This is a genomic window from Mucilaginibacter yixingensis (assembly GCF_041080815.1).
GTDB classification, from domain to species: domain Bacteria; phylum Bacteroidota; class Bacteroidia; order Sphingobacteriales; family Sphingobacteriaceae; genus Mucilaginibacter; species Mucilaginibacter yixingensis.
This window is the reverse complement of the sequence record NZ_CP160205.1, coordinates 2,940,617-2,965,287: the sequence shown is the minus strand read 5'-3', so window position 1 is coordinate 2,965,287 and position 24,671 is coordinate 2,940,617. Positions and strand designations below refer to the sequence as shown.

The following is a 24,671-nucleotide window of genomic DNA, read 5'->3' as shown; positions in this document are numbered from 1 at the left end:
CCGCCGTTATGAGCAAAAAACAACCTACGTCTATCTTCGCGCTGGATGCGCATTATAAAGTCTATATCGCTGTTATTGTAACAGCTATCGTGTACTTCCTGGTGCGCTCGCATGTTTCCAATTGGGAACAGGTACTCATTCCCTGGACGGCCTTTGCGTTCACAATAACCGCGCTGGATTGGGTTATTATTTTAACCTGCCACCCGCGTGAGATCCGCAAAACGGCGAGTCTGGAAGATAGCCACCGTACGCTCATCTTTCTATTTGTTATCCTGGCCTCTGTTGCCAGTTTGGTGGCGATACTTTTCCTGCTTAAATCGCCAAAGTCCACTTCGGATGCAGAGGTTACCCGGCATGTACTGCTGAGTATGGGTGCGGTAGTGATCTCGTGGTGTTTGGTACATACCATTTTTACGATGCGTTATGCGCACCTATATTACGCCCCAGATGAAGGCAGTCATAAACCCATCGGCGGACTGCAATTCCCCGAAGAACCTGCCCCCGATTATCTAGACTTTGTTTATTTCGGCTTTGTGCTGGGTACCACCTTCCAGGTGTCAGACGTAGAGATTTCCTCGCGCCCCATCAGGCGATTAGCCTTGTTGCACGGATTGATTGCTTTTGCATTTAATACAGCTATTTTGGCGTTGAGTATTAACGTGGTATCGGGATTGATAGCACATTGAGTTGACTTGCCCTTAAAGTAAAGTATTTTGTCATTTCGATGAGCACGCGGGACGGTTTGGCGTAGGAGCGGAAGAGAAATCTTGTACGAGTGATAGGTCAACATGCAAATCACGCGGCTTATCGCACGTACAAGATTTCTCCTCACAACCACCTCTCAAACCCTTGCTTGTTCGTCGAAATGACAAGCTGGGCTAGGAGAAGGTCGGAAACGTCATTTCTTACCCTTCCAATTCCATAATCTGCTCTGCCAAAGCCTCCCAGTTTTGTTGGAGCGATTTTAGCTGATCTTTTTTAGCTTGATAAACAGAGTTGGTGTCTTTTAATTTGGCCGCATCGGTATAAATCTTTTCATCAGCCAAAGTAGCTTCCACTTGTTTGATTTCTTTTTCTAAACCCGAAATCTGCTCTTCCAATTTGCCCAGATCCTGATTTAGTTTTTTCAGTTGTTTGGCCTTGTCGTCGTTTGGTTTAGGGGCGGGTGCTGGTTTTTCCTCTTTTTTGGGAGGAGGAGGGGTAGCGATGCCTTTAGTCTGAACCTTGCGTTTGGCGGCCCACTCTTCGTATTCCTGGTAAGTGCCGGGATATTCTTTGATCTTTTGATCTTCAATGAACCAAATCTTGTTGGCAATATTATCCAGCAGGTAACGGTCGTGCGATACCACGATGAATGTACCCTCGTATTGCTGCAATGCCTGGATCAGGATATTTACCGACGCCATATCCAGGTGGTTGGTGGGCTCATCGAGGATGAGGAAGTTAGCATCAGCAGTCAGGGCCTTAGCCAATGCCACGCGCGATTTTTCGCCACCAGACAGTACACGGATCTTTTTGAATACGTCATCGCCTGTGAACAGGAATGAACCCAGGATGCTGCGCAATTCAGTCTCGGTATGTTTTGGGGCAAAGGCTACCAGTTCCTGCAAGATCTCATTATCCAGGTGTAATGATTCCAGTTGGTGCTGTGCGAAGAACGTTTTGGTAACGTTATAGCCAGTTTCGGCCTTACCGGTAAAGTTGGTATCGGCACCGGCAATAACGCGCAGCAAGGTAGATTTACCGCGACCGTTAGCACCAATCAGCGCAATCTTGTCGCCTTTTTCAATGGTCGCCTCGGCATCGTTCAAAATCTCCAGGTTTGGATAGCTTTTGCTCAGATGCTCTATCTGTGTAACATTACGACCAGATTGTCTGCTGAATTTGAAGGTGAAGTTAACGCTGGGGTTATCGTCATCTACATCATCAACACGCTCCATCTTATCCAGCATCTTCATGCGCGATTGCGCCATTTTTGCTTTTGATGCTTTGGCTTTAAATCGCTCAATCAAACGTTCTTCTTGTTTTATCTTGGCTTGCTGGTTCTTAAACTCGCCACGCTGAATTTCTTCGCGGAGCGATTTTTCTTCCAGGTAGAAACTATAGTTTCCGGCATAAACCGTCAGCTTGCCCTTGCGCGATTCTACCGTACGGTTAATTACTTTATCCAGGAACCAGCGGTCATGCGATACAATAACCACTGCGCCTTCAAATGCTCTCAGGTAATCTTCCAGCCATTGGATTGATGGTAAGTCCAGGTGGTTGGTAGGCTCATCAAGCAGCAGTATGTCTGGCGATTGCAGCAGGATTTTAGCCAGCATTACACGCATGCGCCAGCCACCGCTAAAGGTGCTTAGTTTACGGTGAGTGTCTGCTTCGCTAAAGCCCAAACCGGCCAGGATTTCGTGCGCTTTGTATTCAATATTATAGCCATCAAGGGCTTCAAACTCAGTTTGCTTATCGCTCAGTTTGTGCAGCAGATCTTCGCTATAATCGGTCTCAATCTTTTTGAGGAGATTTTCTATCTCGGTATGCAGTTGGTTCTGGCGCTCAAAAGCCTCCATGGCCACGTGCAGAATGCTTTTATCCGAAGCGTACGAGAGCAGATCCTGGTTAAGGTAGCCAATGGCCAGATCCTTCGCCATAGATATGGTGCCCGATGTTGGTTTATAGTCGCCAACAATCAGTTTTAGCAGGGTAGTTTTACCGGTGCCGTTGGCCCCAATCAGACCAATCTTTTCACCTGGTTTAATATGCCAGTTGGCTTCATCATACAATGCCCGCGCACCGATCTCGAACGTAAGGTTATTAATAGCAATCATTTCGGGCGCAAAGATACGCTTTTAAAGCGGGGCTTAGAAACGAAGAATAGAGCGCGCCAAGATTGAAGATTAGAGACGCTATTGTTGCGATCAGCTAATCTTCAATCTTTAATCGCTGGTTTTATCCTTTTACCGTCTGCAACCATGCCTCGGCCATTAGTGCTGCGCCGGCCATGGTTGGGTGTACACCATCTGCTGTCCAATAGCTGCCGGGGGCTTTCTCGGTAGCTTTGTCATAGATGGATTGGTAGGGAATAAAGGCCGCATCAAACTGATCTGCCAGCTCTTTGGCCGCTACGCGGAACTCATCAAATTTTGGATACCAGGCATCGGTTACAGATTTGATACCGCGCAAGGCATAGGGCTCGCCAATGATCAGCTTTACATCAGGTAATGCCTGTTTGGTACGATCCAGTAGTTTCTTATAGTCAGTTCGGTAGGTCTCAATTGTGCCGGTATAACCGCTGGTTATGGTGTGCCAAAAATCATTCACACCCACCAGTATGCTCAATACATTTGGTTTCAGAGTGATACACTCAGCATCCCAACGGTCTGCCAGTTGGTATACTTTGTTGCCGCTGATACCTTTGTTATAGATCTGCAGTTTTTTATTGGTATGCTCGTTCAGCAGGGTAGCGCCGGCATAAAATGCGTAGCCATTGCCCATTAGCGCGGCGTTGTTGGCACCGGTATCTTTTTTGCCGCGACCGGCATCGGTAATAGAATCGCCCTGGAAAAGAACGACATCGTTTTCTGAAAGACTAATTCTTTTGCCTTTTGCGCTGGCGGTTGCTGCGGCAACAATTTCTGGGATTGATATAGAGGCTAAGGTGCCAATAGCGGCGTTTCTGATGAATGAACGGCGGTTTGTGCTCATAAAAAGATTGTCGGTTTTTAGAAGTGGTTTTAAGTAGATTACGGGTAAATATAAACAAATATCCATCGCACGTGCAAAGAGGGTTTGGCGTTGGGAAATGAAAATTTAACTTTGCGCCATGTATTCGCTCATTAAACCCATTCTTTTTAAGTACGACCCCGAGAAAGTTCACCATTTTGTTACAGACGGACTGCGTTTTTTCAACAAAGTTCCCGGCGGCGCAGCGTTGAGTCGCGGCATGTGGCAGGTTGACGATAAAAGATTGGAGCGCGAACTCTTCGGCCTGAAATTTAAAAACCCTGTAGGCCTGGCCGCCGGTTTTGATAAAAATGGCGTGATGATTAAGGAGATGGCTAACCTGGGTTTTGGTTTTATTGAAACCGGCACCGTAACGCCATTACCGCAACCCGGTAACCCGCAACCCAGGATGTTCAGGCTGGTGCCGGATAGCGCGCTGATTAACCGAATGGGCTTTAATAACGACGGTATGGATGCCGTGGCCGAGCGTATTGCCGCTTATCGCCAGAGCAGCGCGGCTAAATCGCAGCGCGTCATCATTGGCGGTAATATCGGCAAAAATAAAGTGACCCCTAATGAGGAGGCCGTAAGCGATTACATTAAATGCTTTGACCGCTTATTTGATGTGGTTGATTACTTTGTGGTGAACGTAAGCTCGCCCAACACACCAGGGTTGCGCGCTCTGCAGGAGAAAGAGCCGCTGATGAATATCCTGAACACACTACAACAGCGTAACAACAAAAATGGCGTTAGTCGCCCTATACTGCTTAAAATAGCTCCGGATCTGACTGATGATCAGCTTAATGATATTGTGGAGATTGTGCAAGGCAGTAAAATAGCCGGCGTCATAGCCACTAATACTACCATTAGCAGGGAAGGCTTGCAATCTGCCGAGAGCCTGAAAGGCGAAACCGGTGGTTTAAGCGGTAAACCGCTCACCAAACGCTCTACCGAAGTGATTGCTTATCTGCATAAAAAATCAAACGGTGCATTCCCCATCATCGGGGTGGGTGGCATTCATTCTGCCGAAGATGCGCAGGAGAAACTACAGGCCGGTGCGTCGTTGGTGCAGTTATACACTGGTTTTATTTATGAAGGGCCGGCGTTGATTACAAGGATTTGTAAGGAGCTGGTGAACCAGAGTTAAACGAATTTTTAGGATTTACAGAATATTTGCTCGGCATGATCTCTAAAAGGTCATGCCGAACTTCTTTAGGTACCCTGAATACTTAATAAGCGCTTGTTGCCTAATAAATCAGGTTCAGACAGATATCCTGTTAATCCTAAAATTCTATAAATCCTGGTTCGGACAAATAAAAAAGCCCCGCTAAACAATAGCAGGGCTTCAATATCTTGTGTTAGCTAAAATTATTTGGCTGCAGCAGCAATTGCTAAAGCTTCGTTGTTTTTAGCCAATTGGCTCTTTTTAGGCTCAGCAGAACGGCTGCCCAGCTCAATGTTAGTAGCTAATTTCAGAAACTGAACTTCTAAACGTGAGAAGGTTTTGTTTCTTCTGTCTTTTCTTTTTAAACGTGTAACGCCCATTTTAATACCTTTTTATTAATTATCACCTCGTTGTTGAGGTCGAGAGCGGATTCGAACCGCTGTAGAAGGTTTTGCAGACCTCTGCCTAGCCACTCGGCCACCCGACCATTTTTTCAGGAATGCAAAAGTAACGAATTATTATTGCAAATCAACTTTTATTTAAAATAACCTGTAACCGCCTGATGTGCAATAGCTATTATTTTTAGAATCGTTGTCTAAATACCTCCGAACAGAAAATTGCCGTTGCAATTGACACATTGAGCGACTCAGTTTCGCCCCCTCCGGGGATGGTTACAGCGGTGCTGATCAGTCGCTGGATTTCGGGCCGGATGCCGTTGCCTTCGTTGCCCATCAGTATCAAACCAGCAGGGGCAAAGGTGGTGGTGTAGATGTTTTGCCCATTAAGTAAAGCACCGTAAACCGGAAGTTGCAGCAGGGGCAGGGTCTTGGCCAGATCGGTATAATAAACTTGTACACGCGATAGCGAACCCATGGTGGCTTGCACTACCTTGGGATTGTACACGTCTACGCAATCATCAGAGCAAATAATATGCTTCATACCAAACCAATCTGCTGTGCGAATGATGGTGCCCATGTTGCCGGGGTCTTGTACGCCGTCTAGCGCTACGGCATATTGGTTTTTGAGCAATTGTGCATCAAAAACAGGCGCTTGCGGGATACGGATCAGGGCAATAACGTCTGGCGGCGTAGTGAGACTGCTCACTTTGGCCATATCATTCAAAGAAATTTCCTTAATGTTTATTTTTGCCGATAAATTCAGCAATTTTGGAGCAATGGGGATGGTATGATAAACCTCCTCTACAAAATAGCCGGAGTTAATAAATTCAACAACAGATTTATAACCCTCTGCCACAAATAGTCCGTGAACTTTTCTGAATTTTTTGTGTTGTAAGGATTTTAATAAACTGATCTGAGATTTTGAAAGCATACCCTAATCTGATACCTAAAAGTTTTGCAATATTACTGATAATATCAGTGTTTCTGGCTACGGGGTGTAGTTTAACCCGCAAACTGAAGGAGCACCAGGCATTGGTACGCAAAATTACGGTGAAGGGGGTAGACAAAGAATTTGCCGAAGCGGCACCTACGTTTGTAGACAAGCAGGAGCAGCCCAATAACTGGATCAACCTGAACCTGTACTACATGTTTAGTCATGACGGTAAAAAGGACGTGGGTGAGCCTCCTGCCATTCTGGATACCCAGCTGGTTGAATACTCGCGCCAGCAAATTGAACGTTTTCTGCAAAATAAAGGTTACCTCAAGGCCAAGGTGACGGATAGTATCGCTGTAAAGAAAAAGAAAGCACATTTGTATTTTACTGCCGTGGAGGGCCCAATGTTCCGGATTCGGCGGATAACTGATAGCATCCTTGATCCAAGCGTACGCGGGTTGTATCGAAACAATCGCAATAACTTCTCACACATACAGCCCGGCGGACGGTATGATACGGATAGTCTGGCTTATGACAGGGATGAGTTTTTCCAGGTGATGAAGCGTAACGGCTATTATGATTTTTATCGCCAATACATTAATTACAGCGTTGATACGGCCTTTGATAATAGCGTGGCCGATGTAAGGATGATTATTGGTAACCCTGAAGGGAAAAAGAAACATCCTATTTACACAATTAACAACACACTTGTTACCATCTCTGCCAGCAATGGCCGTACGGATGGTAAGGCTGATACCTTGCAGGTCGACTCGCAATTCAGGTTTGTAGATTACTCGCACTCGTTTAAGCCAAAGGTGGTTACTAACTATGTGTTCCAGAAAAAGGGAGATATCTATAATATCGATAAACAGACGCTTACAACATCCCGCCTGTCTGAGCTTAACGTGTTTCGTAATGTGCCCAACCCAAACTATGAGAAGAAGGGCGACAGCACCAACAAGCTGAACATGCAGATTGATATCACTCCACTCAAAAAAATGTCAGACCGGGTGGAGGGTGAGTTTATTTTTAACAACGGTCGCTATGGCTACAACGTAGGCAATACCTTCACAAACAGAAACCTGTTTAAAAGCGCAGCCATTTTGCAGGTTAAGCTAAACTGGAGCGTTCTTTTTGACAATGGTAATAACAATATCAACGATAACGGTGTAGAAAACCAGGAGTTTAAAACGGGGGTAAGTTTAACTTATCCGCGGTTAATAACGCCTTTTAGTGTGCCCACTTTGGGTGAGTATGGCGTGCCGCATACTACTTTTTCATCCAACTATTCTTTGTTTTACCAAAAGGGGCTGGTAACGCGCAAAAGCTTTGTTAACTCGCTTACTTATGATTTTGCCGAGACAGCTCACAAACTGCACACCTTTACGCCGATTGATATCGAATTTTCAAGTGGCGTAATAGATCCGGCCGCGCGTGATAGCCTGGAGAAAAATGGGCGTGATGCTTATCTGCGCCTTATTGGTCGAACTATTTTTACCGTGGGCAGCCAGTACACCTACCAGGTAAACGCCGATATGTTGAATAGTTACGGCAGCTTTACTTATTTTAAAGGTTCTGTTGATGTTGGGGGGAACACCATGAGTTTGGTTACCAATGCACTCAATACCTCAAGAGATTCTATAGGTGCGCGTACGCTGTTGGGGCATGCTTTCTCTCAGTATGTAAGGGGCGAGGCTGATTTGCGCATTTACCGTGGTTTTGGAAATGAAAAACAGTTTGTGTTTCGTATTAACCCAGGTATAGGTATACCGTATGGCAACAGTTCGCAAATGGTGTTTGAGAAAGAGTTTTACGCCGGTGGAGCCAATGATATGCGTGCCTGGTTGCCACGCACACTCGGTCCGGGGCAGTTTAACCGTGCATCATATGGTGTGGGGCTTGTAGGTGACGATTTGCGGCAGCGCTTGAAATATCTCGATCAGTTTGGCGAGATTAAAATTATCGGTAATGCCGAGTACCGTTATAAAATTGCCGATAACTTTTTTGGCTCCAAGCTGAAAGGTGCCTTCTTTACAGATTTTGGTAACATCTGGCGATTAAAAGAAACATCTGATAATCCACGTGGAGAGTTTAAGCTGAACAATCTATGGCAGTCAACCGCTATTGGCATTGGTACTGGTTTGCGGTTTGATTTAACCTACTTTGTTTTTCGTCTGGATGCTGCCTTCAAATTCAAAGACCCTCAGTTTGATGGTGCCGATCAATGGGTGTTAATTCAGCATTTCAATGAGTTATTTCATAACCACGATTTTAAAAATAACTACTACCAAACCAACGGCGAAAGCTACAATTTTATGCAGCTTAACTTTGGTATAGGATTGCCGTTTTAGGTCATTGGTTGCATTATGTTGAGCGGTTACGCTGTTAATTACTAATAACAATGAAGTGATGAGGCTAAGGCTAAACAGCTTTCAGCGCCCAGGTTTCACGGATACGAACAAATCCTTTCATTCGCTCTGCATAGGCTTGTAATAAGTTAGGGGAAATGTATTTAAGTGCCGATAGGGTATGGCGGTCTACCGGTTCCGCCTTACGGTGGATTTTTAGACCTTGTGCGTTAAAGAATTCTTCGGCTTGTGTGTAGCTGTCAAACTTATTTTCTTCAACATTATGTGCCGCCAAAAATTGGCTAAACTGATCTGGGGCGACGGTTGGGTTGACGTCTTTTTTGATGTACACGTCGGCTGTTATCCAATGGCCGCCGCGCTCTTTGAGTATATTACGGACGATATGGCATAACTGTGCTTTCTCTTCGTTGTTCAGGTACATCAGTAGCCCCTCATTAACAATGGTTATAGGGCCGGGGGGAAAGATGTTAACGATGTTTTGAAATTCAGTTTCATCCAACGCATTTAATGATTTGAGTATCAGTTCGCCCTGTAACTGGAGCGATTTTTTCTCTAAGAGTTGATTTAATAAGCTTAATTTATCTTCAATTACAGCGGGCAGGTCGGTGTCGATGTAGACAACATCCGGACGGGCAACCGCCATGTTTAAACCGCGGAAAGAATAACCCGATGAAAGTTCAAAGATATTATTGCCCTCCAATTGGTTAATCATGTTATCAACTGATTTGTATCTTGCTTCAAAATGAAGTAATCGCATCAAAAACAAGAGGTTTTCTTGTTTGGATTGATCTAGCACAGCGGCGGCATTACCCCAAATCAACCGGGCGGCGTCGGCAGCGTAGGGAATATCTGTTAAAGCCTTACTTAAAAGCAGCGCTTTTGCCGATGGACTGATTGAGTCGTAATTTTTCTTCATATTCCCAAATAGTTTACGGTTAGTAACAACAATTTGATAAAAAATTACGTTACATGTTTAACTATTGGGTAAAAATAGTTGATACCCTATGAATTACTAACCGGATATTTTTCAAATATCCGATTGTTTAACCATAAAGCCCCATTTTTATGGCCGCAACTACTTTATCTAACGGGCACGAAAGCACAGATGACCATCACGTTGTTATTTGCAAGAAATGCCATAAAGAGCTTGAACGTGTAAACAGAGACTCGTTTGTGAGGGTTTTTTTATCATGGCTGCCGCTAAAAAAATATTTTTGTACCAGGTGCTTGCGCAGCAGGTATATACTAGGTAAATAATAGCTGTCTTGAAAAAAAATATCTTTTGGTCCCTTTTGCTCGCTCCAGCTTTAGTTTGCGCTCAGCAAAAAACTTTATCTGCTTTCAAAGTAGTGCCCTTAGGCGTACTGGGCGGTATTGATGAGAGCAACCTATCTGCTTACATGGTTGCCCCGGCAGGGAGCAATAATTATGTTTGTTTAGATGCAGGTACTCTACATGCCGGTATACAAAAGGCTGTGGCTAACAAGGTATTTAATGTTTCTGCAGAACAGGTGCTTAAACAAGATATTAAAGGCTATTGCATCTCGCACTCGCATTTGGATCATTTAGCTGGTTTGCTCATCAACGCGCCAGACGATACAGCGAAGAATATTTATGCCTTACAGCCATGTATTGATGTACTGAAAGCAAATTACTTTACCTGGAAGGCTTGGGCCAATTTTGCCAATGAAGGCGAAGCCCCCACTTTAGGAAAATATCATTACAGCGTTTTAGCACCGGGTGCTTTTGTTAAGATTGACCATACTGATATGCAAGTGCAAGCTTTTCCGTTGAGTCACTCCAATTTAATCAGTACCGCATTTTTGGTGAGGAATGGCAGTAACTATTTATTGTATTTGGGCGATACAGGCGCCGACGAGGTGGAGAAAAGCCAGAATTTTAAACACCTATGGGATGCCGTTGCGCCGTTGGTAAAAGCGCACCAGCTAAAGGCGTTGATGATTGAAGTGTCATTTCCTGATGAACAGCCCGATAAATTTTTGTTCGGGCACCTGACGCCTCACTGGCTGATAAAAGAGCTGGACGTGCTTGCAGCCGAAGCCGGTGCAACGTCTATGAAAAACCTTAACGTGGTAATCACACACCTGAAGCCGCCGGCCAAAAGCATTACACGCATTAAACAGCAATTAACGGCCGAAAATAAGTTGGGTTTAAGGCTGATCTTTCCGCAACAGGGCAAACAATTGGTTTTTTAGTTAATACAACTGAATCCGTCCGCGTTAGGGATAGGAGCGGATACCGGCCTGTGCGTAAGGCCTTGTCCGAAGGACCCCTTCGGGGCAGGCGTATGAATGAATAGCCCAGCCCGCAGGGGAACGACCGTACGTTTATCTTAGTTTTCTGGCTGATTTACCGCTGGCGGAACATCGTCGCTTACTATCAGGTTGCTTTCGCGAGCAATAATATCGGCAATACTGGTTTCGCTTAAAATTTTCAGTGTTGCGTCGCGCACGTCTATAAAAACATCGCGGATGCCACAGGTTTTCTCCTGGTGGCATTCATCACAACGGTGGTAAAAGTTTAAGCTGGCGCAAGGTACCATGGCAATAGGGCCATCTGTAATGCGCAGTATGCTAACCAGGTAAATATCTTTGGGATCTTTATTTAAGCTGTAGCCGCCGCCTGCACCTTTTTTGCTATAGAGATAGCCAGCGTTGCGAAGGTCAAGCAGTATCTGTTCCAGAAATTTTTTAGGTATCTTCTCTTGTTCGGCAATCCACGAGATTTGCAGAGGTGGTTTATCACGATTCTTGCCAAGAACCACCAACGCCTTTATAGCATATTTAGTTTTCTTTGAAAGCATTTTAGCGTTTAAACAACAAATTTATATAAAAAACTGAAAGTACAATATTGGTGCCAGTTATTCTGACAATGTACATAGAATAACTCAAGTTAGTGTATTTTATTGGTTGTGCATTGATATCGTTACTATTTTGGGAAGAGCGTGGCCCGGTATCATATCCGTAAGTAACATTTGCGTCACAACCATTTTGCTGCCATATTAAATTACAGCATCTACATGCTGAATACTTAAAATGTTTAATTTAGCCTTAGCTTAAAATTAACAGCTATAACCTATGCTTAAGCGTACCTTGTTTACCGCCATGTTGTTTTTTGTTGCCGCGCAGTTTTGCCGGGCTGACAGTGTTGCCGTTAATCATTTTGTGGTGAAAGATAACCCGTTTGGTAATGAGCAGATTGCCGTGGTGGCTACAGACTCGCTGGATAACCCGCAGAGTAATGTTAGCGGTACGTTTACTTTTACGTTCAACGGCTTTCAGCAAGATCTGGTGTTTAACCAGGGTGTGGCATTTTACTCGCCCAAGCTGGCTAAATCGTCTTTTTTATACCTGCGTCACACTAACGATGCGGGCTCGCATGGCCGCCTTTACTATGTTTACAAGCATGATGACAAACTAACCCCCATACATATCAGTTGGATGTGGCTGCTGGTTATTCCGCTTACGTTGGCGCTGCTGGCTTATCTGTTTAAGCGGTTTATCATTATCGCCATTGTTATCTTCCTCGTCTTTGTTTATTTCAACCATTATAACGGTTTAAACGCAGGGACTTTCTTTGAGAGTATTATTGATGGGTTGAAGAATCTGGTTTGACGACTGATTGGTTTGCTATACTAGTTTACACCATGTGTCATCCCGACCAACGGGAGGGATCTTTTCGATCATGTATCCGGTTATGTCCGAAAAGATTTCTCCTTCGTCGAAATGGCATCAAAGGGTTTAAAAAGCCAGGAAACGGTCTACTTTCACGTGTACGTGCTCTCCCTCTTTTAACTTCGAGCTATCCGTCACTGTTGCCCTCAGTTCAACGCCTTCATTCTCCAGAATCAACTCATCGTAAGCCCCTTTAAACAGAATGTGTTTGATGGTGAAATGCTTGCGGGTAAAGCTGCTGGTAACGTGTGCCCATTCGGGATAGATCACTACGTGTTCTTTATCAGTCTGAATGCCGCAAATGGCTGCTTGCTCGCGGGTAAGGATATTGCTGTTGGTGAGCAGTTTGGCTGTGTACAAGTTTTGCGGATGCTGATACATTTGGCGTGGCGCCCCGCTTTCCAGTATTTCGCCATCTTTTAGTACGATCAGGTCATCGGCCATAGAGAGTACCTCTGCAGGATCATGCGATACCATGATAACGGTGAGGCCAGTATTTTTAACGATGCTACGGATATCCTGTTGTAAACCATCGCGGAAAGAGGTATCTACCTGGTTAAAAGGCTCGTCTAATAACAATACTTCAGGTTGACGGGCCAGGGCACGGGCAATAGCCACACGCTGGCGTTCACCACCGCTCAGGTCGGCTACACGTTTGTTGGCAATGCGGCGCATGTTGAGCTGGTCTATCAGCTGATCTGTGCGGTTCTTTTTAACTTCAACATCAGTATTGGGTAATAGTACCGATATATTCTCGTGCACTTTGGCAAACAGGTTTACATCGTTGGTTTCCTGGGTTACCATACGCATGGCGTCATGACCGGGGATGAGCTTTTCCTCTGGTCCCCAAACCCGATCACCCTTAAAGTAAACGGCGCCGGCGTCGGGGGTGAGCAGTCCGAAGATGAGGTGCAGCAGCGTGCTTTTACCGCTACCGCTGGAACCGATGATGGCGGTAACTTTGCCTGGTTCAATATTAAAAGTAGTAGGCTTAAGGCCCGATGGCACATCGCCGGGGTAAAGTTTGCTTACCGCACTGATCTGTAAAAATGGAACGCTCATATCTGGTGGGCAAAGATATAGATTAGGGATTAGTTAAATAACAAATAACATTATTGCCTTTAAATCTGTTAACTCATTAATTCTGTAATTTCGGCCTCCCGGACGCGGGGTTAGATAGCTAACAGGGATAATAATTTCTACCTAAAACTTAATTGAAGATGAAACGCCTATTATTAATGGCAATGCTGAGTATGCTGGCCTGTACTGTTTTTGCACAGACTGATTCTGTTGCAACAGATGCCACCACGCAAAAAAGCAAGCGCATGAACCTTCACCTTTTGCATGGCGATGATTCTGTTAAGGTAAGCAGGAAAATACATAAGCATCCCGGTTTTTCTATTGCTATTACTTTTTCCAGGTTTGATCTGGGCTTGGCTACGTTAATTGATAATGGCAGCTTTACGCTATCGCCAAAAAATCAGTTTTTGAATTACCGTTCATGGAAAAGCAGTAACGTTGGCTTTGATGTATTTCAGTTTGGCTATCGTTTTAATAGCGCGTTCAAGATCTATATGTCGGCAGGGTTGGATTGGACGCTTTTTCGTTTGCGCGATAATATCACCATCCAGAAAGACCCGGATATGAGTCAGTTACATTACACTGTAGATAATATTGATTACAGCAAGAACCGCTTTTCATCAAGCTATCTGCGCATTCCGCTCTCGTTCGATTTTCGTACTAAAGATAACGACGATGGCAAACGCTTCCACTTTGTTGCCGGTCCGGATATTGGCATTCTGCTGAACGGCCGCGTAAAGCAGATCAGCAGCGAAAACGGGAAACAAAAGTTTAATGACGATTACCATTACACCAAACTGCGTTACGGCGCATTTACCCGCATAGGCTACGGCGATTTGGGTATTTATGCCAAATATTACTTTAACGATATGTTTAATACCGACGCTCAGAAAGGCTTGAAAAACATGTCGATAGGTTTAACGCTAGGGTTTTAAGAAGCTATAACTGCATAAAACAAAGCCGGATTCTAATGAAGCAATCCGGCTTTGTTGTTTTTAGTTTTTTTACCAGGTCATTGTTTTCCCGTTGAGACTTTTACTCCGTCTTCATTTCCTTTTCTGCCGGTTCCTTGTACTCGTACGCTCCGCCCAACAGAAAACCCCATGGTCTCAGACTTTCAATGCGGTCAAAAATAATTTTCATAATAGCGATGGTTGGGATAGAAAGGAACATACCTGAAAGGCCCCATAACAACTCGCCGATGACGATACCCAGAAAGGTGATCAATGCGTTAAGGCGTACTTTTGAGCCCACTACCAGTGGTAGCAAAAGATTAGAATCCAGCAGGTGAATGCAGATAACACTGCAAAGCACAATGCCCGCTTTAACTACAGCACCAGTGGCGAAAGTAATAAGCGTGCTAAGCGCTGCCGCACTAAAAATACCGATGTAGGGGATGATATTGAACAACCCCGTAATAATCCCCAGCAACAGCGCATATTTTACCCCGATGCACAGGAACACAATAGAAGCAACGATGGATACAATCAGCATCTCCAGCAATAAACCGATGATGTATTGACGGATGATACTTTGGATGTTCTCTACAATATCAAACACCAGATCATCATTATTGCCGGTAAACACACCCAGCAAAAAGCTAAGCAGCAACCTGCGGTAAAACAGAATGAAGAAGGTGAAAATTATGATGAAAGTGTAAAACAAGAATAACGAACCCACTGCACTACCCACCACGGCGGTGCCCGATGCCATGATTTTGTTGGTGGTATTATGCAGATAGTTGATTTGCTCTTGCGTTTGGATATGGAAAGTGGTCTGCACCCAGTTTTGCAGGGCTTTCACGCTTTCGTCTATTTGTACTCTCAGTTTGGGCCAGTCACCTGCTAGGCCACCAATTTGCGAGGCCACCAGGTAGGCTATACAAAATATAAATGAAACCAGCAGTGCAATAGATAAAAACGAGGCCGCACTGCGCGGCAGTTTGCACTTACGCTCAAAAAACTTGCATACTGGCAGCAGCAAAATGGCAAACAAAAAACCAAACATCATGGGAGCCAGAAACTCTTTACCCTCCACAATCAGAAAGCCGAGGGCTATGATGCCAATAAGCACCAGCGAAAGACGTTCATAAAATGGAGCGATGAGTTTTTTTTGTGCCATAAATTGGGTTTAAATTGCTTGGGGAACGTTTTTGGCGCGTTAAAGTTTGCGCCTTTTACAACGTTAATATACGCTCTAAAATTGAAATTATGGCATTATCCATTATTTCTCCGGGGCGGTTACTGAACACGTTGGTGGCCCGGTTGGCCAATATCACATTGAATGATAATGCCTGATGCCCCAACGCTCGTGCCATACCATAAATGCCGGCAGTCTCCATCTCCAGATTGGTAATGCGATGGCCCTGATGCTCAAAGCTCTGCACCCGATCAACAAAGCCGGCGGTGTTGGCTTCGGCACGTACCTGTCGGCCTTGCGGGGCGTAAAAGCCAGGGGCGGTGATGGTGATGCCCTGTGTTAGTCCGCCGCCCAGTTTTTGCAGGAGGGATTGCCCGGCAGACACGTAGTAGGGGTGTATGCCGTGGTCATCGCCGTAGGCGGCATGCAAAATATCAGCTAAAGCATAGCGAAATTTGCTTTCCTCTTCGGTGGCATCATATTTATAATAATGCATAAGTGGGTCAAGGCCAAAAGCTGCCGATGATACCAGGATGCTATCTACCTCAACCTCCGGCTGTACGCCGCCCGATGTACCAATGCGGATGATGTTTAGGCTTTGCAGGCTAGGCTTAACACTTCGGGTATTCAGATCTATGTTAACCAGCGCGTCAAGTTCGTTCAACACGATGTCTATGTTATCTGTGCCGATGCCCGTAGAAACAACCGTGAGGCGTTTACCGCGCATGGTACCGGTATGGGTAATAAACTCGCGCTTGCCTTTTTTTAGTTCGATGGTATCGAAATGTCGGCTCACGGCGGGCACGCGGTCCGGGTCGCCAACGGTTATTATGGTGTCGGCCACATCCTGCGGCAGCAGATTCAGATGGTAAACGCTACCGTCTTCGTTCAATATCAGGTCGGTTGGAGAAATGCTGTTCATCGTTATAAAGAAGAGATATAAAGCTAAGGCTTGAGGACGAAAAATGTTTAGTTTTGGACGAATAATAAAAAAGATAAGTCATGCCGAACTTGTTTCGGCACCTCCCGCGTCTGCTTGCTAAATATGGCAATTAAGCGAGAGCTGACTCAAATAAAATACGATGAGCTACACCAGCCTGCAAGCCTGCCTAACCGATCTGGAAAAAAACGGACACCTGGTACGCATAAAAAAAGAAGTTGACCCGTACCTGGAAATGGCATCCATACACCTGCGCGTTTTTGAGCACGAGGGACCGGCCATTTTGTTCGAGAATGTGAAGGGCAGCAAGTTTCCGGCGGTATCTAATTTATTCGGTACGCTGGACCGGTCGCGATTTATTTTCCGCGACACGCTGGAGCAGGTAAAAACATTGGTAGAACTGAAAAACGACCCGATCAAAGCCATTAAAAGTCCCTTCAAAAATCTGGGTGTGGGGATGACGGCTTTATCGGCACTGCCAAAAAAAGTAAGTAAAAACGCGCCCATCAGTTTTGGCCGAACTAAAATAAGTGAGCTGCCGCAGATTGTTAACTGGCCTATGGATGGCGGCCCGTTTGTTACCATGCCGCAAGTATATACAGAGGATATGGACAAGCCCGGCATCATGAATGCCAATTTGGGTATGTACCGTATCCAACTGGCCGGTAATGAATATGTGCAGGATGCCGAGATAGGTTTACATTACCAATTGCATCGCGGTATCGGTGTGCATCAAACCAAAGCCAACGCCAAGGGACAACCGCTCAGGGTGAGCATATTTGTGGGTGGCCCGCCATCGCACCCTGTTGCGGCAGTGATGCCATTGCCAGAGGGACTGTCTGAAATGACTTTTGCAGGCGCACTGGGTGGTCGCCGTTTCCGGTATTTTTATGATGCGGAAGGATTCTGTATCAGTGCCGATGCTGATTTTGTGATCACCGGTACGGTATACCCGCATGAGAATAAGCCGGAAGGGCCGTTTGGTGATCACCTGGGTTATTATAGCCTTACGCACCCGTTTCCGCTGATGAAAGTGCATAATGTGTATCACCGCAAGGATGCTATCTGGTCGTTTACGGTAGTGGGGCGCCCCCCGCAGGAAGATACCAGCTTTGGTGCGCTGATCCACGAGATTGCAGGTTCGGCTTTACCGGTAGAGATTCCTGGATTGAAAGAGGTAAACGCTGTTGATGCTGCCGGAGTGCATCCGCTATTATTTGCCATCGGTAGCGAGCGGTATACGCCTTATCTAAAGGAACGCAAACCGCAGGAACTGCTGACCATTGCTAACCACATCCTCGGTAAAAACCAACTCAGCCTGGCTAAATACCTGCTGATTGCCGCGCATGAAGATGCCCCAGGTTTGCATACGCACAATATAGAGGCTTTCCTGAAACACGTGCTGGAACGCATTGACCCAACCCGCGATCTGCATTTTTATACCCGAACCACCATCGATACGTTGGATTATAGCGGTAGCGGACTAAACAGTGGCAGCAAAGTAGCCATAGCCGCAGCCGGAGATAAAAAGCGCGAACTGTGGGCCGAAACCCCATCAACTTTTAGCTTACCAAGACCATTTACCAATTTTAAAATGGCCATGCCCGGTGTGTTGGCGGTAGAAGCGCCGAGATACCAAAGCGAACTGGAAACTGATAAGGAGATCAGCATCCTCAACGATCATCTGAAGACTGCCGACCTGAAAGGCCTGCCGTTGATGGTGCTTTGTGACGACGCGGGTTTTACCGCGGCCGACATTAATAACCTAGTTTGGATAACGTTTACGCGCAGCAATCCATCGCATGATATTCATGGTATTAACAGCTTTACCGAGCACAAGCATTGGGCCTGTAACGGACCGATTATTATCGATGCCCGTATTAAGCCTCACCACGCGCCGGTGTTAGAGAAGGTGCCCGCCGTTGAAAAACAAGTAGACGAATTAGGTAAGCCGGGAGGCCCGCTGCATGGAATTATTTGACAAAGACCTGGGGAGCAGCATTTATTTGTTTGATGAGGCTTATCGTAACTACAAGGGCAGTTGTGTGTTTTTTGCTGTATTTGTGTTAATTGCCGCACTGGCGCTTTATTTAGCAATTAAGCACTATCCAGAGACCTCCTGGTGGAGGAAGCTTATTGGTCCTGCCATCATTATTGGCGTTGGTGTTGCAAATATTATGACCCACTACCAGAATTTCCAGACAATGGATGCCATTTATCGCCATCATGATGTTACCCAAGGCACCACGCTGAAACGGGAGAACAGGTCTAAACAGTCATTTATCGTATATCGTTACCGGGTAAAGGATATGTTATATACGACAGCGTATCCTGAACCATATGTCCATAAATCTTTACCTTCAATTATTATTCCTAATGGGCACTATAAGGTAATCTACAACAAACTTCATCCTGATATCTCTGTCATTGATTTTATGTGGAACATGGATGACGACAAGTGATTTTATATTTTAAACCTAATCGTCACATTTTTGAAACAATCTGTTATTTTTAGGGCTTAAATTGATTAAACTCTAAGTCAAAACCGATGAAGCCCTTATTCATCCTGTTACAGGTATTTGTTATCAGTCTAATCATTACTGCGCTTACTAAAGGCGGTCTCAATATAATTTTAAGCGGGCGGATAGCGCTGTCTGTAATGTTGCTGTTTACCGCCATTGGCCATTTCAAGTTTACCAGGGGGATGGAGATGATGATGCCGCAGATTGTGCCTGCCAAAAGGTTTCTGGTTTATTTTACAGGCGTACTGGAGTTTGTGGCCGCCGTGGGGCTGTTTACCAATTACCAGTGGATAACCGGTATGTGTCTTCTCAATTTTTTTGTGCTGGTTTTGCCTTTTAATATTTACGCGGCTATACATCGGGTAGACTATGAGCGCGCCACCCATGAGGGTAAAGGCCCCAAATACCTTTGGATACGCATCCCCATGCAGATCTTTTTTATTGGGTGGGCCTATTATTTTGCGGTGTTACACTACTAAACAATCTCGGCCACCACAAAAGTGCTACCGCCGGCAAAAACCAGGTCGGCATCCGTAGCATTAGCCTGCGCGGCTTTCAGGGCATCTTTTACCGACGGATAAGTTTCGCCCTTTAAAGAAAAGGTGGCAGCTTGCTGTTGTAACTCGCCGGCATCCAATCCGCGGGGAATATCTGGGCGGCAGAAGTAATAGATGGCATCTTTGGGCAGCATATTCAGTACTTTGCTGATATCTTTATCGTTCACCATGCCTATAACAAAGTGCAATTGCTGATGAGGTACCGATGCAATGTTTTGCAACACTTCGGCAATACCATCGGGGTTGTGACCGGTATCGCAAATAGTAAGTGGATGTTCGTTCAATGTTTGCCAGCGACCGTTTAATCCGGTCAATGTGCGCACTTGTTTTAGGGCAGTGGCAATATGTTCGTCGCTGATATCGAAGCCTTGTTCACGCAATTCGTCAACAGCCACCAATACCGTTTTTAGATTTTTAAGCTGATAGCTGCCCGTAAGGTCTAGCACAAAGCGGCGGGCGGTTGGCGTTAATGGATCGTTGTTGCTTCTGACTGTTACCTGTCTTAATCCTGTTTCCTGATTCTCAATTCCTGATTCTGCAGAAACAACCAGTTCCTCAGATGCAAATTTGATGGGGGCATTCTCCTCCCTTGCTTTTTCTTTAAAAACCTCGGCAACTTCAGGTTGATATTCGCCAATTATCACCGGGACATTTGGTTTGATGATGCCTGCTTTTTCGGCGGCAATCAGCGGCAGCGTATTGCCCAGCACGTTCATATGATCCCAACCGATGTTGGTGATGATAGACAAGAGGGGAGTGATGACGTTGGTACTATCCAGTCGTCCACCTAAACCTACCTCAATAAGGGCAATATCTACGCCTGCACGGGCAAAATAATCAAAAGCAAACCCCACAGTCATTTCGAAGAAAGAGGGCTCTATGCGCTCAAAATCGGCTTTGTGGTTGGCCACAAAATCAATGACGGCCTGTTCGCTGATCATTTGTCCGTTTATGCGGATGCGTTCGCGGAAATCGCGCAGGTGAGGTGAGGTGTATAATCCCGTTTTATAGCCAGCGGTTTGCAAAATGGCTGCCAGCATGTGCGAGGTTGACCCCTTGCCGTTGGTGCCGCCCACATGTATCGATTTGAATTTTTGCTGCGGATTATCCAGCAGCGCACAAAGTTCGAGTGTGTTATCTAAGCCTTTCTTGATGGCCGATGAGCCCGTGCGCGAAAACATGGGCAGTTGATTGTACAGATAGTCAATAGTAGCCTGGTAGTTCATAGCAGCCTGTCTGCCGGTGGCAGTGGTGCGGCAAATTTAGCACAAAAGGAGCGAGATTTTTACAGTCCTTCCAAACTATTCAGCGCTTTTACAGATTCGTTAGAGCCCATAAAATAGTAGAACTTACCGTCAGCCAGCGTTATTTTAGAAATGCCCATAACACCCAAACGGCGTGCATCTTTGACGTCAACTAAATCAGTCACCACATCGCTTTCAAAAACGCTCTGAATAAAGATGTTACGATGAGCAACGGTGATGAACTTAAAAAGATAAGCCTGAAAAGTAAGCAGTATCATTACAAATACCAGGATACCACACAACCAAAGCTCATCCATAGAGAAATAAAAACCGGCGATGAGTACATACATCAGAAAAAGATAGATAATACGCCCCGTAGTTTTGTGCATATAGCTAATGAGGACGTACTCGTACTTTTTCATGATAAAGAGGTCTTTCCCAAATTTAATATTTTAAATGGGATAACAACGAGCGATTATTTTGCTTTGAATACAAACTTTACATTACCAAGTTGGGTGTCTGGTGCGGTATCAGATGAGTTGATGCGGGCTTGTTTAACGGCGTTGATACATTTCTGAATCAGGTTGTAATCAGATATGGTAGTGCCGCGACCGGCGCCTGCATTAATGATGTTGCCTTGTTTATCAACCTGTATCTCAATAATAATAACACCGGTTACGCGGGTATTATCATCTACATGCGGACGGGTTACAAAGGTACGTTGCGCCATGCTCAGATTACCGCCGTTGCCAGAGCCGTTACCGTTATAATTATCAGTTAGCGTGCTGCCATTAGGGTTGCCCTGATTGCCGGGTTTATTGCCGGTGCCGTCACCTTCGCCAGTGCCATTGTTGCTTTTGCCTTTGTAGAGCGCGTTCTGGTTAACGGTAGGAGCGGCAACTTTTTTTGTTGGCTGGGTAGCCACGTTGTTGGTTGGTTTCTTAGTTTCTTTGGCTACCTCCGGAGCATCTTCGGTATTTTGGGTGACAACAGATTTTGCACTGTTATCTGCCTGTACTTTTTGCTCGGTAGGTTGAGGAGGCGTAACCTTATCAGGCTTGGTATGGTTGGCATGTTCAGCAACCGATGGTTCTTCGGTGCTCATGTAATCGCTGCCCATACCTTCGTTGGTGGTGCCGTAATTAACCAGGATACCGCCGGTGCCGCTTTCTTCAGGAGCGGGCGCCTTAATAACAATAAGGTAGCACGCCGCCATCAGCAAGCCAACAAGCAGCCCTGTTGCTAAAAACGATTTGGGATAATTATTTTCTTCCTTATGCTCGGTCATTGTTATTATTGAGCGATGCCTTGACCGCTGTAAAATCTATTCAATCAAATATTACCAAATGCTGTCATCCCGACCAACGGGAGGGATCTTTTCGATCATGCATTTCGTCGTATCGCTCCGGAAAGATTTCTCCCTCTGGTCGAAATGACATGTTTTTTAATCTTTACTTCGGCTCTGTTGCCAGCACCAGTTTAATGTTCAGTTTCTGGGCTATATCCATTACTTGTACCACATCTTGTATAGCCACGGTTTTGTCTACATTCAGCACGATGGTCAGTTCCTTGGCCAACGATTTATAGGCGCCCAGGGCATCAGATAAGCCATCAACTTTTACCTCTTTCTTATCTACATAGTAGCGCAGATCATTGGTGATAGCTACCTGGATAGTTTTTTTAGAGATAGACTGGCCCGATGATGATTTAGGCAGTACCAGTTTAATTACGTTTGGATTGGTGATGGTTGACGCAATCAGGAAGAACAACATCAGGAAGAACATGATGTCGTTCATGGCCGAAGTATGCATCTCGGCCGAACCGCGCCTGCTTCTTTGCCTTATGTTCATTTGCTCGGTTCTTCTAAAAGGTCAATAAACTCAATCGCATCAGTCTCCAGTTTCAGGATCACTTTGTCTACCATCATATTCAGCGTCTGGTAGCAAACGTAAGAGATGATACCCACAATCAAACCCGCAGCAGAAGTAATCATTTTTTGGTACAAACCACCGGAAATGGTACCCATACTGATGTTATCAGTTTTAGAAATATCATAAAAGATCTTGATTACACCGGCAATGGTACCAATAAAACCAAACATAGGTGCAATACCGGCTACGATGCCAACAATACCAATGTTCTTTTCAAGTTTTGATACTTCCAGTTTACCAACGTTCTCAATTGCACCTTCAATATCTTTAATAGGACGACCGATACGCAGCAGGCCTTTTTGTAGCATGCGGCCCAGCGGGGTGTTGCTGTTGCGGCAGATAGCAATGGCCGATTCCAGCTTACCAGCCACAATGCTTGAGCGCACCTGACCCATCAGGCTCGATTCATCTTTAGCTGCTTTGCGAATAGTAAAATAACGTTCAAAAAATATTACCAGGGCCAGTACCAGCAATATACCCAGTGGTATCATTACCCAGCCGCCTTTCAGCAGCAGATCGCCAAAACGTAAATCCTGAGCGGGGATGGTAGTAGGGGTGTTAATAGCGTGGTTCAGTGTATCGGCAACTTGCCTGGCAGTATCCTGTAGTGCGAGCATCTCTTATATTTTAGATTTACTTAATTTGTTCAATAAAAATTTCTGTACGGGTAATCTTGCCGGTAGCCAGCAAATCTTCACCAGCGCTGTGTGCAGCTTCTTTGCTATTGTAAACGCCAAGAATCACCTTATAATTGCTTCCGCGCTTAACATTTACATTTTGTAACCTGGCCTGTGCAAAGCCTTTGCCCTTTAATTGGTCAATACGGGCGTCAGAGCCTGATTTGGTTGGATAGGTGCCGGCACGTATCACCCATGAGCCTTTTACAGCTTCGTCAGTTGTTGCAGCAGTAACTGGTTGTGTGGCCGGTTTTACTGGTGCAGTTGTAGTTACTGCTGGTTGGGTTGCAACAGGTTTTGCTTCTGCAGACTTAGCCGGGGCTGTTGGTGCAGGTTTGCTGGTTACTGGTGCAGTAGTAGCTGCCGCAGGTGTTTTATTTTCAGGCGCCGTTGTAGTTGTAGCGGCGGCCGGAGATGTCTCTTTCGTTGCGGCAGTATCTGTTGAAAGGGCAGATGCTCCCATACCTACAGTATCGGCCATCGCAGCTTTTTCCAGGCTATCGGTATGTTTATTTACCGGTGCAATAGGTTGACTGCTGCTATACGGGTTCTCCTCTTTAAACAGGCTGTTTATTACCTCGGGTTTAAATTTATATAGTGCTGCAGCGGCAATGCCCAAAACAATAACAATAATGCCGATGATAGCCCAAACACTCAGTCCGCGTTTTTCATCTTCGTAAACATATTGATCAGGTTCAACGCGCTGTTGTTCATAAGGGCGCGTTTCTTCAACCTCTGCCGGCGGCGGGGTATAGGCCGGTGGTGTAGAATAAACAGGCTCTGGCGGAGTTGGTATCAACGCTCGCTCTACCGGTAACTCTTGTGTAGGTGCAGGAGCTTCAGCATAAGTGGTAAGCGGCGGTGGGGTATAGGTTGGCGCACTCACTTTGGTGCCATAAAGGCCCACAGGGATTAAGCCAAACAAAGAAGCATCTTCTGTTTTGCTGCCAGGTTTAAAGGCCAGCCGCGCGCCATCGGTTTGGAATGAACCAATGCTCCCGAAAGGTACTTCCTCTGTTAATGCCTGCTGACGCAGGTTTGAAACAAACTTCTCTATAAAGTATTTGGACGATGCCAGCGAGATGTTCTTTTTGACCGTAATATGTGCGGCCAGCGTCTCGTCGTCATCAATAACCTGCGGATCAAACTGCACTGCATAGTGCGGCGGATAAAACCGTTTTTCCTGCTCATCATAATAAGCGCTCATCCGCATCTGTACAAAGTAACCCAGGTTAGGTACTGTCAGTTCGCCTTGTTGACCCAGCAGATCGCTTATAAAGTAGGCTATGTCCATGCCGTTAAA

24 protein-coding genes and 1 tRNA gene are annotated in these 24,671 nt (G+C 45.5%); 9 read left to right on the top strand and 16 right to left on the bottom strand.

Going from position 1 to position 24,671, the window contains the following annotated elements; all coding sequences use genetic code 11:
* The first annotated feature begins 8 nt into the window (after positions 1 to 8).
* Entirely contained in the window at positions 9 to 686 is a 678-nt protein-coding gene (locus ABZR88_RS12055; protein WP_107830575.1) for a DUF1345 domain-containing protein, read from the top strand.
* A 219-nt stretch (positions 687 to 905) separates the two neighbouring features.
* Here ABZR88_RS12055 and ABZR88_RS12050 read toward each other — a convergent pair whose 3' ends face one another.
* Both ABZR88_RS12050 and ABZR88_RS12045 read right to left on the bottom strand, forming a co-directional pair.
* Entirely contained in the window at positions 906 to 2,822 is a 1,917-nt protein-coding gene (locus ABZR88_RS12050) for an ABC-F family ATP-binding cassette domain-containing protein (RefSeq protein WP_107830573.1), read from the bottom strand.
* A gap of 121 nt (positions 2,823 to 2,943) precedes the next feature.
* On the bottom strand, positions 2,944 to 3,699 hold the full coding sequence (locus tag ABZR88_RS12045; protein WP_107830660.1) for an SGNH/GDSL hydrolase family protein: 756 nt from the start codon (positions 3,697 to 3,699) through the stop codon (positions 2,944 to 2,946).
* 118 nt (positions 3,700 to 3,817) lie between these two features.
* Between ABZR88_RS12045 and ABZR88_RS12040 the strand changes: the two genes are divergently transcribed.
* The gene (locus tag ABZR88_RS12040; protein WP_107830572.1) at positions 3,818 to 4,864 is read left to right on the top strand and encodes a quinone-dependent dihydroorotate dehydrogenase; all 1,047 of its coding nucleotides are present in this window, start codon (positions 3,818 to 3,820) and stop codon (positions 4,862 to 4,864) included.
* A 221-nt stretch (positions 4,865 to 5,085) separates the two neighbouring features.
* Here ABZR88_RS12040 and ABZR88_RS12035 read toward each other — a convergent pair whose 3' ends face one another.
* From ABZR88_RS12035 to ABZR88_RS12025, 3 genes are all read right to left on the bottom strand, one after another.
* Entirely contained in the window at positions 5,086 to 5,262 is a 177-nt protein-coding gene (locus ABZR88_RS12035; RefSeq protein ID WP_107830570.1) for a spore protein, read from the bottom strand.
* Between the two features lie 36 nt (positions 5,263 to 5,298).
* A tRNA-Cys gene (locus tag ABZR88_RS12030) sits at positions 5,299 to 5,369 on the bottom strand.
* Positions 5,370 to 5,464: 95 nt separating this feature from the next.
* The gene (locus ABZR88_RS12025) at positions 5,465 to 6,211 is read right to left on the bottom strand and encodes an RNA methyltransferase (RefSeq protein ID WP_107830568.1); all 747 of its coding nucleotides are present in this window, start codon (positions 6,209 to 6,211) and stop codon (positions 5,465 to 5,467) included.
* Between ABZR88_RS12025 and ABZR88_RS12020 the strand changes: the two genes are divergently transcribed.
* Positions 6,202 to 8,565 carry a BamA/TamA family outer membrane protein gene (locus tag ABZR88_RS12020; protein WP_146166593.1) on the top strand — a complete coding sequence of 788 codons (2,364 nt, stop codon included), beginning with the start codon at positions 6,202 to 6,204 and terminating at the stop codon, positions 8,563 to 8,565. The genes ABZR88_RS12025 and ABZR88_RS12020 overlap by 10 nt on opposite strands.
* 70 nt (positions 8,566 to 8,635) lie before the next feature.
* Here ABZR88_RS12020 and ABZR88_RS12015 read toward each other — a convergent pair whose 3' ends face one another.
* Complete coding sequence (locus ABZR88_RS12015; protein ID WP_107830564.1) at positions 8,636 to 9,499, bottom strand: hypothetical protein; 864 nt, start codon at positions 9,497 to 9,499, stop codon at positions 8,636 to 8,638.
* Between the two features lie 433 nt (positions 9,500 to 9,932).
* Between ABZR88_RS12015 and ABZR88_RS12010 the strand changes: the two genes are divergently transcribed.
* Positions 9,933 to 10,799, top strand: a complete 867-nt coding sequence (locus tag ABZR88_RS12010) for an MBL fold metallo-hydrolase (protein WP_245917095.1) — start codon at positions 9,933 to 9,935, stop codon at positions 10,797 to 10,799.
* Between the two features lie 137 nt (positions 10,800 to 10,936).
* Here the strand turns inward: ABZR88_RS12010 and ABZR88_RS12005 are convergent, their stop codons facing one another.
* Positions 10,937 to 11,407, bottom strand: a complete 471-nt coding sequence (locus ABZR88_RS12005) for an Rrf2 family transcriptional regulator (RefSeq protein WP_107830560.1) — start codon at positions 11,405 to 11,407, stop codon at positions 10,937 to 10,939.
* A 274-nt stretch (positions 11,408 to 11,681) separates the two neighbouring features.
* Here ABZR88_RS12005 and ABZR88_RS12000 point away from each other — a divergent pair, with 274 nt between their 5' ends.
* The gene (locus ABZR88_RS12000; RefSeq protein WP_245917094.1) at positions 11,682 to 12,218 is read left to right on the top strand and encodes a hypothetical protein; all 537 of its coding nucleotides are present in this window, start codon (positions 11,682 to 11,684) and stop codon (positions 12,216 to 12,218) included.
* A 126-nt stretch (positions 12,219 to 12,344) separates the two neighbouring features.
* Here the strand turns inward: ABZR88_RS12000 and ABZR88_RS11995 are convergent, their stop codons facing one another.
* Entirely contained in the window at positions 12,345 to 13,340 is a 996-nt protein-coding gene (locus ABZR88_RS11995) for an ABC transporter ATP-binding protein (RefSeq protein ID WP_107830558.1), read from the bottom strand.
* A 158-nt stretch (positions 13,341 to 13,498) separates the two neighbouring features.
* Between ABZR88_RS11995 and ABZR88_RS11990 the strand changes: the two genes are divergently transcribed.
* Positions 13,499 to 14,293, top strand: coding sequence for an outer membrane beta-barrel protein (locus ABZR88_RS11990; RefSeq protein ID WP_107830556.1), 795 nt, complete (start codon positions 13,499 to 13,501; stop codon positions 14,291 to 14,293).
* Positions 14,294 to 14,393: 100 nt separating this feature from the next.
* On the opposite strand, the gene ABZR88_RS11985 is transcribed toward ABZR88_RS11990, so the two are convergent.
* Together ABZR88_RS11985 and ABZR88_RS11980 are read right to left on the bottom strand one after the other, a co-directional pair.
* Entirely contained in the window at positions 14,394 to 15,479 is a 1,086-nt protein-coding gene (locus tag ABZR88_RS11985; RefSeq protein ID WP_107830554.1) for an AI-2E family transporter, read from the bottom strand.
* A gap of 55 nt (positions 15,480 to 15,534) precedes the next feature.
* A complete protein-coding gene (locus tag ABZR88_RS11980; protein ID WP_107830552.1) occupies positions 15,535 to 16,419 on the bottom strand; it encodes a nucleoside phosphorylase in 885 nt (294 codons plus the stop codon).
* A 160-nt stretch (positions 16,420 to 16,579) separates the two neighbouring features.
* Here ABZR88_RS11980 and ABZR88_RS11975 point away from each other — a divergent pair, with 160 nt between their 5' ends.
* The 3 genes from ABZR88_RS11975 to ABZR88_RS11965 all read left to right on the top strand — a co-directional run bounded on the left by ABZR88_RS11975 (position 16,580) and on the right by ABZR88_RS11965 (position 19,438).
* Complete coding sequence (locus tag ABZR88_RS11975) at positions 16,580 to 18,418, top strand: UbiD family decarboxylase (RefSeq protein ID WP_107830550.1); 1,839 nt, start codon at positions 16,580 to 16,582, stop codon at positions 18,416 to 18,418.
* Positions 18,405 to 18,899, top strand: coding sequence for a hypothetical protein (locus ABZR88_RS11970; RefSeq protein ID WP_107830548.1), 495 nt, complete (start codon positions 18,405 to 18,407; stop codon positions 18,897 to 18,899). Before ABZR88_RS11975 ends, ABZR88_RS11970 begins: the two co-directional genes overlap by 14 nt.
* Positions 18,900 to 18,985: 86 nt before the next feature.
* Positions 18,986 to 19,438: a hypothetical protein gene (locus ABZR88_RS11965; RefSeq protein ID WP_107830546.1), complete on the top strand. Its 453-nt coding sequence runs from the start codon at positions 18,986 to 18,988 to the stop codon at positions 19,436 to 19,438.
* Here the strand turns inward: ABZR88_RS11965 and ABZR88_RS11960 are convergent.
* The 6 genes from ABZR88_RS11960 to ABZR88_RS11935 form a co-directional block, all read right to left on the bottom strand.
* Positions 19,435 to 20,742 (bottom strand): folylpolyglutamate synthase/dihydrofolate synthase family protein, encoded by a 1,308-nt coding sequence (locus ABZR88_RS11960; protein WP_107830544.1) that lies wholly within the window; start codon positions 20,740 to 20,742, stop codon positions 19,435 to 19,437. The genes ABZR88_RS11965 and ABZR88_RS11960 overlap by 4 nt on opposite strands.
* Positions 20,743 to 20,801: 59 nt before the next feature.
* On the bottom strand, positions 20,802 to 21,182 hold the full coding sequence (locus ABZR88_RS11955) for a hypothetical protein (RefSeq protein ID WP_107830542.1): 381 nt from the start codon (positions 21,180 to 21,182) through the stop codon (positions 20,802 to 20,804).
* Between the two features lie 53 nt (positions 21,183 to 21,235).
* Complete coding sequence (locus tag ABZR88_RS11950; protein WP_107830540.1) at positions 21,236 to 22,048, bottom strand: energy transducer TonB; 813 nt, start codon at positions 22,046 to 22,048, stop codon at positions 21,236 to 21,238.
* A 163-nt stretch (positions 22,049 to 22,211) separates the two neighbouring features.
* Positions 22,212 to 22,610 (bottom strand): biopolymer transporter ExbD, encoded by a 399-nt coding sequence (locus ABZR88_RS11945; RefSeq protein ID WP_107830538.1) that lies wholly within the window; start codon positions 22,608 to 22,610, stop codon positions 22,212 to 22,214.
* Complete coding sequence (locus tag ABZR88_RS11940) at positions 22,607 to 23,308, bottom strand: MotA/TolQ/ExbB proton channel family protein (RefSeq protein WP_107830534.1); 702 nt, start codon at positions 23,306 to 23,308, stop codon at positions 22,607 to 22,609. The genes ABZR88_RS11945 and ABZR88_RS11940 overlap by 4 nt, the downstream gene beginning before the upstream one ends.
* A gap of 16 nt (positions 23,309 to 23,324) precedes the next feature.
* Complete coding sequence (locus tag ABZR88_RS11935) at positions 23,325 to 24,662, bottom strand: SPOR domain-containing protein (RefSeq protein WP_107830533.1); 1,338 nt, start codon at positions 24,660 to 24,662, stop codon at positions 23,325 to 23,327.
* Positions 24,663 to 24,671: the final 9 nt, after the last annotated feature.